Raw genomic sequence first — 9,713 nt, forward strand, 5'->3', positions numbered from 1 at the left:
GCATAGCTCTTGTATCGCTCATGGCGCACTAGGGAGGGGGGAGAACTTCAACAGTTCTGTCATAAACCTTGGATAACGTAGCCGCTCATGTACGGGGAGAGAGCGCTGAAATGAACGCCGAAGTGAACGTAATCAGCGAGCGGACGTTGCATCCCATGCCTGTCAACAGTGAGTCGCTCCAGATTGTCGCGCACTGGTTGAAGTCCAATGGAACGCGTCAGATCAGGGAACCTGATCCGCGCCGGATGATGATCGAGCGTTACCCCGCTGGCCTGTTCAGCGAGGCCGAACTGGAAGCACTCTGGGATGTGATGGAAGGATAAGAAGAACAAACAGGGATTGTAAAAAGCGCTGCCGGGATGGCAGCGCTTTTTTTATGGGCGCGGATCGGAAACGGTAGGTGCCAATGCCCACCAGGTTGACTGCCTGATCTGGAAGTGGCGGCAGCCGGTCTCGATTTGACCGATTGCCGAAACAGACTGAAAGCCATTCCGGCGTTTTTCCGTAACGACCGAGGGCCTAATGTGCCGACATCATTTTTCCCACCTTCCAGCCGGAGCATTCCCATGACCCTTCACTACATTTACGACCCGTTGTGCGGCTGGTGCTATGGCGCCAAACCGCTGGTGCACGCCGCACAGCAAGTGCTGCCGGTGATCGCCCACGCCGGCGGCATGATGACCGGTGCCAACCGCCAGAATGTTTCACCGCAACTGCGCAATTACGTGATGCCTCATGACCGGCGCATTGCCGAATACACGGGTCAGCCTTTTGGTGACGCCTATTTCGAAGGCCTGTTACGCGATCACACGGCGGTGTTTGATTCGGCACCGCCGATTGCCGCCGTGCTGGCAGCCGAAACAATCGATGGCCGTGGCCTGGAACTGCTGGGGCGTTTGCAGACTGCGCACTATGTCGAGGGGCGCCGAATTGCCGACGAAAGTGTGCTTGTGGAATACGCGGTGAAGCAGGGCTACAACGCCGATATGTTCTTGAACGCCTTGCAGTCCGTCGACACCGAACAACACATAAAGAACAGCCGCGCCCTGTTGGCAAAACTTGGTGGGCAGGGTTTTCCAACTTTCGCACTGGAACAGGATGGTCAATTCACATTGGTTGATATCGGGCCGTGGCTCGGCAAACCAGAAGCCTTCGCCCAATGGTTGAACGAGTCGTTTACACCTGCGCGAGGGACTGAAACCCTGCCGGTTTGTGGCCTCGATGGTTGCGCGTAATCCCGCATCAAAATCCCTGACTGCTGGCAAATCCGTGCACGAAGCCATCGCAAAATTTACTTTTTTTAGACGTTTTTCGCCTATTTAAAGACGATTCTTGAAATTGACACGTTGTTGAGGGCGCGGCTACGATTCGGCCCAACGCCTGTGGCTAACCGCCATGACACAAAATCAGGAGCAGGCCCGCCATGACAGTATCTTGAGCGGGTCTTTTTGTTTCGGGGTGAATAAAAGAGTGCACCAAGCGCCGTTTCAGCCGTTCGACACAGCGCGTTTCAACCCGTAATAAGGAAAACAAAATGTTGAACAAGCGAATCAGTTTGATCGCACTGGGGATGTTGAGTGCCACTTCGGCCATGGCTAACGACCAGGCCGAGTCCAAGGGTTTTGTTGAAGACAGCAGCCTCAAAGTGCTGCTGCGCAATGCCTACATCAATCGTGACTACAAAGACGGTCGTCCAGATAAAGCCGAGTGGGGCCAGGCGGCCATTGGTACGTTCTCGTCCGGTTTCACCCAAGGCACCGTGGGTGTTGGTGTGGACGCTTTCGGTCTGTACGCGCTGCGTCTGGACGGTGGCGAAGGTCGTACCGGCGCGCAGGGTATCGACTTTTTCAAGCAGGGCGATCATCCGCCGGGCTCGAGCGATAAAGCCGCTCATGACCTGTCGAAGGGCGGTGCAGCCGTCAAATTTCGTATCTCCAACACCGTCCTGACTTACGGCGACCAGATGCCGGCTCTGCCGGTGCTGAGCTACGACAACGTGCGTCTGCTGCCGGAAAGCTATACCGGTACCTTGATCACTTCCAAAGAGATCAAAGGTCTGGAGCTGAATGCCGGTCGCTTCACCGCCGAATCGCGCAAGAGCGCCGAAGGTCGTGACAGCGGTGGTCTGAAGTCGATCAACGTGTTGGGCGGCAGCTACCAGTTCACCGAACAGTTCAAGGCAGCGCTGTACGCTTCCGACGTCGAAGACGTGTTGAAGAAACAATACGTGAACGCCAACTACGTGTTCCCGATCGACAAGGATCAGTCCCTGACCCTGGACTTCAACGGTTACCGCACCAAGCTGGACAACTCCTATGTCCGCGAAAACGGTGTGACCGGCGATGACAACAAGATCTGGAGCCTGGCAGCGACCTTCGCCACTGGCCCGCACTCGTTCACCGTGGCGCACCAGCGTTCCACCGGCGACAGCAACCTGGGCTATGCCTATGGCGGCTACCAGAAAGAACAAGGTCGCGTGGGTGACGGTGGCAACACCATCTACCTGGCGAACTCCTACTGGTCCGACTTCAACGCTGAAGACGAGCGCAGCTGGCAGCTGGGTTACGGTCTGGACTTCACGGCGTTCGGCGTACCGGGTCTGAGCTACAACTTCGCGTACGTGCGTGGCGACAACATCACCACGTCCACCAGCGAAGGCGGCACTGAGCGTGAGATCTTCAACCAGTTCAAGTACGTCGTGCAAAGTGGCCCGGCCAAAGACCTGAGCATCAAGCTGCGCAGCTCGATCCTGCGTGTGTCGCAGAAATCCAGCGAGTACAACGTCAGCGGCAACGAATTGCGTGTGTTCGTGGATTACCCGATCAACATCTTCTGATGATCGGTTGACCCGCGAAACGCGTCAGAAAAACCCCGACTGGTTCGGGGTTTTTTTTTGACGTTTTTCGCGAAAACAGCATAAAAACCCGTGTTTTTGTCATTTGAAATGCACTTTCAAGCCGTTTCAAATCGCGTTTCAAACAGGGCTTTAAATGCCTGAAATTCTTTCTCATGGACGCAAATTCTCCACCTAATAGATTAGGCCGCTCAATGCAGCGGAGAATTTGGTAATGATCGTTTTAACCAGAGAAGTGGGCGAATCGCTACGGCGCGACAAATACGCCAATGTGCAGGGTGCTGACTTCAATCTCTACGGTCATTTCGCCGACTTCGTCAGACTGACCAAAAGTTGGGAAAACATGGAGCCTGACAGTTACTACGGTCAGGCCGAAGCCGGCATGCGTTACCGTCGTTACAGCGACTTTGAATACAACCCCAAGACTCGTGAACTCAAGCAACTGGAACATCGCGCGTACGTACAGTCCAAAGCCAACAACAGCTATGTGGGCGGCGTGGTGCGGCACTTCCAGGACTTCTCGGACGAAGTCATCAGCTCGCCGGTGATGCGCAGCCTGATCGACACCGATTTCGAAGTGTACAAAAGCGTGTTGCCGGAAGAGCTGCACGATGAAATCTGGCAGTGCCAGATCCATCAGATCCGCATCGAGATCAAGCCCGGCAAACAACTGGAAATTACGCCGGAAGGGATTCACTGCGACGGTTACCCGTTCAGCGGCGTGCACTTCTGGGGGCGCAACAATGTCGAGGGCGCCGAAAGTCGCCTGTACGACATTCACGAGCAGCAACTGGCGTCGACCACCTACCAGGAAATCCTCGACACCACCTACTTCCTCGACCGCGACATGCGTCACTACGTGACACCGGCACGCAACACTCACTCCCACGCCATGGCGTACCGGCAGATCCTGGCGATTTCCTTCTCGCGGCCCGGGACCGCTTTCGACATTGTTCGCTAATCAGATCACCCCAATCGACGGCCTCGAATGCTCGACGCCGGTGGTGCTGCGGCGCGCGACGGCCAAGGACGCGCAGCGCATGGAGCGCTTCTTCCGCCAGTTCGACGAAGTGTCGTTCTGTGAATGGCAGGACGCCAAATGCCTGCGCGGCGTGCTGATCCAGAAGACCACCACGGCCTATCTCGCCTTCGATGTGGAAGGCGAAATCGTCGGTGCGGTGCTGGGCGGCATGCTCGGCAGTCGCGGCACGATCAACCATCTGGCGGTCAGCCTGCGCTACCGCAGTCAGGGTGTGGGCCAGCGGCTGGTGGAAGCAGCGTCGGCCGACATGAAACGGGTCGGTGTGCTGCGGATGTTTCTGTTCGTCGACGATGCTAACCTCGCGGGCAAGCGTTTCTGGACGGCCCAGGGTTTTTGCGAACCTCACGGCGAGCGGACATTTGAGAGGGATCTATGAATGAAACATCCGGCAGTGCGCCGCTGATGGTCGACCGTCAGCCATCGCGCACCTTTGCCGAAGCCAGCCCGGTGGTGGCTGGTTACTTCACCGTGTCGTTCGTGTTCGGGCTCATGGCGGTCAATGCCGGGCTGCCGCTGTGGCTGCCGGTGGCCATGTGTCTGTTCGTGTATGCCGGCGCTTCGCAGTTTGCGGCGCTGGCGTTGATCAGCAGCGGTGCGTCACTGACCACCATCGTGCTGACCACGTTTCTGATCAATGCGCGGCACATGCTGATGTCGGTCTACATGGCGAAGGCCCTGCGGGCGCTGGGCCTGAGCCGCATGGAGCGCTGGTGCTACGCCGGCGGCCTGACCGATGAATCGTTCGCCTTCCACAGCGTCAAACTGGGCACCGGGGCACCGGTGAACGTCCGCTATCTGATCGGCTTCAACCTGTTCTGCCACACCTCCTGGGTGATCGGCGGATTGCTCGGCGCTCTGTGTGCGCAGTACGCCTCGCACCTGATCAAATACCAGCTCGATTACGCGCTGACCGCGATGATGCTCTACGTGCTGGTCTCGTTGTGTAACACCCGCAACAAACTCATTGCTGCCCTGGCCGCGGTGGTTTGCATGGGCGCACTGAGCCTGGTGGGCAGCTCGCCATTCAACGTTTTTATCGCCACGTTTGTGGGCTGCGGAGTGGGTGTATGCCTGACCAAACGTTCCTGATCCTGGTGGTCGCGCTGATGATGGCCGTGACCTTCCTGCCACGGGCCCTGCCGCTGCAGGTCAATACCGAGCACTGGCCGCCCTTCGTCGCCCGCGCGCTGGAATACCTGCCAGTGGCGATCGTCGCTGCGATCAGCCTGACACCCTTGTTGATCAAGGATCAGCACATACAGCTCGATCGCCCGGAATTCTATGCAGCGATTCCGACGCTGTTATGTGCGTATTTCAGCAAAAACCTCTTTCTCAGTGTGGCGGTTGGGACGGCTGCGTACATTGCGCTCGGTTCGTTCATGTAGCGGCAGATCGACCACGTCGTTCAACGCCTGGCCGGACAGATCCGGGTTGTTCACCGCCAGGCGCACTTCGAGGAAATCCTCGAATCCCGGGAAAATCGTCAGGCCGTTCTTCTGCGCGGCCTCGCGGGAGACCATGCCGACCGCGTCCATCTGGGTGATGAGCGACAGGGTCAGCGTTTCGCTGCAGGAATAGATCGTGCGCTGACTGTTCTCGTGATTGCCCAGCCCGGCGTCGAGAAAACGCAAAAAGCTGTGGGAATACGGGCAATCTTCTGCTGGACGCACCTGAAACTTGTTGCCGAGCAACGTCAGCGGATCATTCTCCTGACCGCAATGCGCGCCGACCACCTGCACCTGCACTTCCGGCAGGACAATGCTCGGCAAGCCCGGACGCTGCGGGCCGATCAGCACCGCCAGATCGAAGTCCTCGTTCTTCAGTTTGCTGAGGTTTTCCATCGACTCGGCGTAGCTGAATTCCATCTGGTAGTCGGGAAACACCTCGATCAGGCGTCCGATCATTCGCCGGTTGAAGTCCGGCGCCAGCGTGGTGTTCAACGCCACTTTCAACGTGCGCTGTCCCGGCACCTTCAAGGCTTCGACTTTCTCTTCCATCTGCCGCGTGGCAATCAGCACTCTGTCCATATAGGGCGTCAGCTCCGTGCCTTGCGGCGTCAGCGTCAGCCCCTTGTTGGATCGTCTAAACAAGCGGAAACCGAACTGCTCTTCGACCTTGTTCAACTGTGCGGCCAGGGCCTGCACAGTCAGACACGAGTGCTCGGCTGCGGCCGACAACGAGCCGGTCTGCACGATGCGCATGAGGTTGCGTAAGGTTCTGCTATCCATGGGTAATGCCCTCTGAAGTGGGCTGGGTATTGTTGTGTACGTGACGGCCTGAACGGCGCCATTTGCCGGCTATATTCCTGTACCTGAGCATAGTTGTCGCGCAATTAGTAGCGAATTGATTCCCCCGCCGATGGCTGGAGGCTGACACAGGATCGGGGTTTTTGGTGACGTGGGGGTGATTGGGGTCAAAAAAAGTGCACGGTTTGGGTGCGTCTGCGGGTTTTTCCAAAGGAATTTTGGCGCGATTTTTACAGGCTATTCATTACACCACCTCACAAATGAAGTACCCCACCCCTACTTTTTCCCCTCCCGGCACGCGCCTACATTGAGCTCCAACACCTGACCATCATCCCGAGGGCAGGTCACTGGAGTAGTCGTCATGCCATTTGTCAGCGTACGCATCACCCGCGACGGCGTTACCCGTGAGCAGAAAGCTCAGGTGATCGCCGAAATCACTGAAACCCTGGAACGCGTCCTCAACAAACGCCCGGACCTGACCCACATCGTGATCGAAGAAGTCGACACCGATAACTGGGGCTACGCCGGCATCACCACTACCGAATACCGCCGACAGCTGGCGGAACGGGGCCAGTCATGACCCCGACTGTGACCATCGATTTCGTTTCCGACGTGGTGTGCCCCTGGTGCGCACTTGGGGCGACGGCGCTGGAGCAGGCGATCGGCAATCTGGCCGGCGAGGTTTCGGTGGAGCTGACCTACAAGCCCTTCGAACTCAACCCGGACATGCCCGCCGAAGGCGAACCGGCCGTGCAGCACCTGATGCGCAAATACGGCCGCACCGCCGAAGACGTCGCCGCCGGCAAGAAGATGCAGATCGAACGCGGCAAGGCCATCGGTTTCGAGTTCGACCTGGAGAAACGCACGCACTTTCACAACACCTTCGATGCCCATCGCTTGCTGATGTGGGCGGCGCAGGAAGGGCGGCAGATTGCGCTGAAAAAGATCCTGCTGCGCGCTTACTTCCGCGACGGTGACAACCCCAACGATCACCCGACGCTGATCCGTCTGGCGACCGAAGCGGGGCTGGATGCGGCGAGGGCCCGCAAGGTGCTGGCCAACGATGAATTCGCCAGCGAAGTGCGGCAACTGCAGGCGTTTTACCGGCAGCACGGGATCAACTCGGTGCCCGCGCTGATCCTGAACGGCAAGCACCTGGTGTCCGGTTCGCAATCGGTCGAGTACTACGAACAAATGCTGAAACAACTGGCTAGCGCCTGATTCAACACCCACTTATTGATTGAGGATTTCATCATGAGCAATTCGAAAAAAACCGTCGTCATCACTGGCGCCTCCCAAGGTCTGGGCGAAGGCATGGTCAAGGCCTTCCGTGAACTGGGCTACAACATCGTCGCCACCTCGCGCTCGATCAAACCGTCGAACGACCCGCAGATCCTGACCATCGCTGGCGACATCGGCGACCCTGCCACCGCTCAACGCGTGATCAGCGAAGGCGTTGCACGCTTCGGCCGCATCGACACCCTGGTCAACAACGCCGGCATCTTCGTCGCCAAACCGTTCACCGCCTACACCCCGGAAGATTACGCGGCGGTGCTGTCGGTCAACCTCAACGGCTTCTTCTACATCACCCAACTGGCCATCGCCGAGATGGAAAAACAAGGCAAGGGCCACGTGGTCAACATCACCACCAGCCTGGTCGACCACGCCATCGACGGCGTGCCCTCGGTCCTCGCTTCGCTGACCAAGGGCGGCCTCAACGCCGCCACCAAATCCCTGGCCATCGAATACGCCAAGCGCGGCATCCGGGTGAACGCGGTCTCGCCGGGCATCATCAAGACGCCAATGCATGGCGAGGAAACCCACGCGGCACTGGGCGCGCTGCATCCGGTTGGGCACATGGGCGAGATCGATGACATTGCGCAGGCGGTGGTGTATCTCGATAACGCGAAGTTTGTGACTGGCGAGATTCTGCATGTGGATGGCGGGCAGAGCGCTGGGCACTGATTGATCCGGTAACACAAAGCCCTTGCAGCGATGCGAGGGCTTTTTTGTGGGCGACGGTTTACGGATCTGGACTCAGCACTTTGACCGCGTCGTCGACCAGCGCCTTGCTCAACTCCTGCAAATATTGCGAGGCGCAGGCGTGGAGTTCCGGGTCGTTGGCGGCAGAAGTATCTGACGTGAGCAGTTTGGAAATGTGCAGCAGATGGGAGGCGTGGGAGAGGGCGGTGACGACCGGGACGCCGGAGTTGGTGCGGAAGAGTGCGTGGTTGGACTGAAAGGAAAAATGGGTGAGGCCGAGGGTTTTCAGATCGTGAGGGTTGGTCATGGCTTCACCTACCGTTGGCTGGTTGGTGGAAAGGGCAGACTTTGGACGGATCGATGCTAATCATTTGTGAAACTCCCTGTATCAAATGAGGGCTGCCAATTCGTTATCAGGCGAATGGGTGGCAGCTATGCGCAGGCTGATAAACCGGAGATACAGGAACCCGGCAGGCTCGAAAGCCTCCCACGCACAGCCGCCATTGCACGGAAATGCAGGCACAAAAAAACGCCGGCAAACGTGGGTTGGGGCGCTGGTGCGCCTGTATCTTACGCGGGTTATCAGGCCCGGTCGCTGAATTGGCAGCGACGGGATTGACGGTAGCGTGGGGGAGGGGGGAGCGCAATCGTGGCCAGGTGGTGGCGGAGGCTAGCGGTGTTCCAGATGTGCGGTGCAACAGTTATGTTGCATGCGTAACAGATATGTTGCACATTCGCTCTACCGAAACAGCAAGTGATGCACATGAAGTACAGCGAGTTTCGGCGATGGTTGAAAGCCCAAGGCGTTGAGTTTCAAACCGGCAAGGGCAGCCATTTCAAGGTCTCCTTGAATGGCAGATCAACTGTCTTTCCCGACCACGGAGCCAAGGAGATGGGCGAAGGGTTGAGAAAATCGATAATCAAACAGCTGGGCCTCAAGGATTGAGGCCCAGCTGTACCCCATGAGAGGAAACGTGATGTTCGAATATGCGTTGGAAGTCCACGAGGAGCCGAGCAGTGTCTGGTTGTCCTGCGCAGAAATTCCAGAGATGCACGCCGCTGGCGATACCCTCGAGGAAGCACTCGACGGCGTCATTGATGCGATGGAAACGGCATTGTCGATTTACGTTGATGATCGCCGGTTGATTCCGACAGGTGATGCGGGGGAGCAGGAAGGTGACGCGGTATTGCGTCTGCCTATACTGACTGCGGCAAAGGTTGGGCTCTGGAATACGCTTTTGGAGTCTGGGATAAGCAAAGCTGAACTGGCACGACGCTTGGGTGTGCAACGACCCCAGGTAGATCGGTTAGTTGATTTCCTGCACCACTCCAAGATAGAGAATGTCGAGCGTGCATTGCAGCAGCTTGGGCGCCGGATTTTGCTTTCGGTTGAGGCTGCGTAAGGTTGAAGAAAAGCCCCCGATAGTGATGGCTGTCGGGGGCTTTTCATTTGGAGTGGAAAACACACCCTCCAGAAACAACAAAGCCCCTGCATTTCTGCAGGGGCTTTGTTTTGGTTCTTCACGGAATCCCGGGAAACATAGAAACAAGAACGCCGATTTGGTTGATGATGTTCGTGCGAGCAAAC

14 protein-coding genes are annotated in these 9,713 nt (G+C 57.6%); 12 read left to right on the plus strand and 2 right to left on the minus strand.

What is annotated here, in order from left to right:
* Window positions 1-110: 110 nt before the first annotated feature.
* The 7 genes from ACKJSM_RS26500 (at window position 111) to ACKJSM_RS26530 (ending at window position 5,281) form a co-directional block, all read left to right on the plus strand.
* Window positions 111-323, plus strand: a complete 213-nt coding sequence (locus ACKJSM_RS26500; RefSeq protein WP_236181321.1) for a hypothetical protein — start codon at window positions 111-113, stop codon at window positions 321-323.
* 243 nt (window positions 324-566) lie between these two features.
* Window positions 567-1,235 (plus strand): DsbA family protein, encoded by a 669-nt coding sequence (locus ACKJSM_RS26505; protein WP_410239301.1) that lies wholly within the window; start codon window positions 567-569, stop codon window positions 1,233-1,235.
* Window positions 1,236-1,534: 299 nt separating this feature from the next.
* Window positions 1,535-2,836, plus strand: a complete 1,302-nt coding sequence (locus tag ACKJSM_RS26510; RefSeq protein ID WP_410239302.1) for an OprD family porin — start codon at window positions 1,535-1,537, stop codon at window positions 2,834-2,836.
* Between the two features lie 232 nt (window positions 2,837-3,068).
* The gene (locus ACKJSM_RS26515) at window positions 3,069-3,815 is read left to right on the plus strand and encodes a 2OG-Fe dioxygenase family protein (protein WP_011331995.1); all 747 of its coding nucleotides are present in this window, start codon (window positions 3,069-3,071) and stop codon (window positions 3,813-3,815) included.
* 79 nt (window positions 3,816-3,894) lie between these two features.
* Window positions 3,895-4,272 (plus strand): GNAT family N-acetyltransferase, encoded by a 378-nt coding sequence (locus ACKJSM_RS26520; RefSeq protein ID WP_007952618.1) that lies wholly within the window; start codon window positions 3,895-3,897, stop codon window positions 4,270-4,272.
* The gene (locus ACKJSM_RS26525) at window positions 4,269-4,985 is read left to right on the plus strand and encodes an AzlC family ABC transporter permease (protein ID WP_011331997.1); all 717 of its coding nucleotides are present in this window, start codon (window positions 4,269-4,271) and stop codon (window positions 4,983-4,985) included. Before ACKJSM_RS26520 ends, ACKJSM_RS26525 begins: the two co-directional genes overlap by 4 nt.
* Window positions 4,964-5,281: an AzlD domain-containing protein gene (locus ACKJSM_RS26530; RefSeq protein ID WP_007952614.1), complete on the plus strand. Its 318-nt coding sequence runs from the start codon at window positions 4,964-4,966 to the stop codon at window positions 5,279-5,281. The genes ACKJSM_RS26525 and ACKJSM_RS26530 overlap by 22 nt, the downstream gene beginning before the upstream one ends.
* On the opposite strand, the gene ACKJSM_RS26535 is transcribed toward ACKJSM_RS26530, so the two are convergent.
* On the minus strand, window positions 5,198-6,124 hold the full coding sequence (locus ACKJSM_RS26535) for a LysR family transcriptional regulator (RefSeq protein WP_236181318.1): 927 nt from the start codon (window positions 6,122-6,124) through the stop codon (window positions 5,198-5,200). The two genes, ACKJSM_RS26530 and ACKJSM_RS26535, sit on opposite strands and share 84 nt — an antisense overlap.
* Before the next feature lie 379 nt (window positions 6,125-6,503).
* Between ACKJSM_RS26535 and ACKJSM_RS26540 the strand changes: the two genes are divergently transcribed.
* From ACKJSM_RS26540 to ACKJSM_RS26550, 3 genes are read left to right on the plus strand one after another with little or no spacing between them, the layout of a single operon-like run.
* Complete coding sequence (locus ACKJSM_RS26540; protein WP_007952610.1) at window positions 6,504-6,722, plus strand: tautomerase family protein; 219 nt, start codon at window positions 6,504-6,506, stop codon at window positions 6,720-6,722.
* Window positions 6,719-7,363 (plus strand): DsbA family oxidoreductase, encoded by a 645-nt coding sequence (locus ACKJSM_RS26545; RefSeq protein WP_240868831.1) that lies wholly within the window; start codon window positions 6,719-6,721, stop codon window positions 7,361-7,363. Before ACKJSM_RS26540 ends, ACKJSM_RS26545 begins: the two co-directional genes overlap by 4 nt.
* 33 nt (window positions 7,364-7,396) lie before the next feature.
* Window positions 7,397-8,107, plus strand: coding sequence for an SDR family NAD(P)-dependent oxidoreductase (locus ACKJSM_RS26550; RefSeq protein WP_236181315.1), 711 nt, complete (start codon window positions 7,397-7,399; stop codon window positions 8,105-8,107).
* A gap of 58 nt (window positions 8,108-8,165) precedes the next feature.
* Here the strand turns inward: ACKJSM_RS26550 and ACKJSM_RS26555 are convergent, their stop codons facing one another.
* Window positions 8,166-8,432, minus strand: coding sequence for a DUF3077 domain-containing protein (locus ACKJSM_RS26555; RefSeq protein WP_039764643.1), 267 nt, complete (start codon window positions 8,430-8,432; stop codon window positions 8,166-8,168).
* Between the two features lie 456 nt (window positions 8,433-8,888).
* On the opposite strand from ACKJSM_RS26555, the gene ACKJSM_RS26560 reads away from it, so the two are divergent.
* Window positions 8,889-9,071 (plus strand): type II toxin-antitoxin system HicA family toxin, encoded by a 183-nt coding sequence (locus ACKJSM_RS26560; RefSeq protein WP_064384144.1) that lies wholly within the window; start codon window positions 8,889-8,891, stop codon window positions 9,069-9,071.
* A 31-nt stretch (window positions 9,072-9,102) separates the two neighbouring features.
* The gene (locus ACKJSM_RS26565; RefSeq protein ID WP_410239303.1) at window positions 9,103-9,528 is read left to right on the plus strand and encodes a type II toxin-antitoxin system HicB family antitoxin; all 426 of its coding nucleotides are present in this window, start codon (window positions 9,103-9,105) and stop codon (window positions 9,526-9,528) included.
* Window positions 9,529-9,713 lie beyond the last annotated feature (185 nt).

The sequence above is a fragment of the Pseudomonas sp. PHC1 genome, assembly GCF_046487845.1.
Classification (GTDB): Bacteria; Pseudomonadota; Gammaproteobacteria; order Pseudomonadales; family Pseudomonadaceae; genus Aquipseudomonas; species Aquipseudomonas sputi.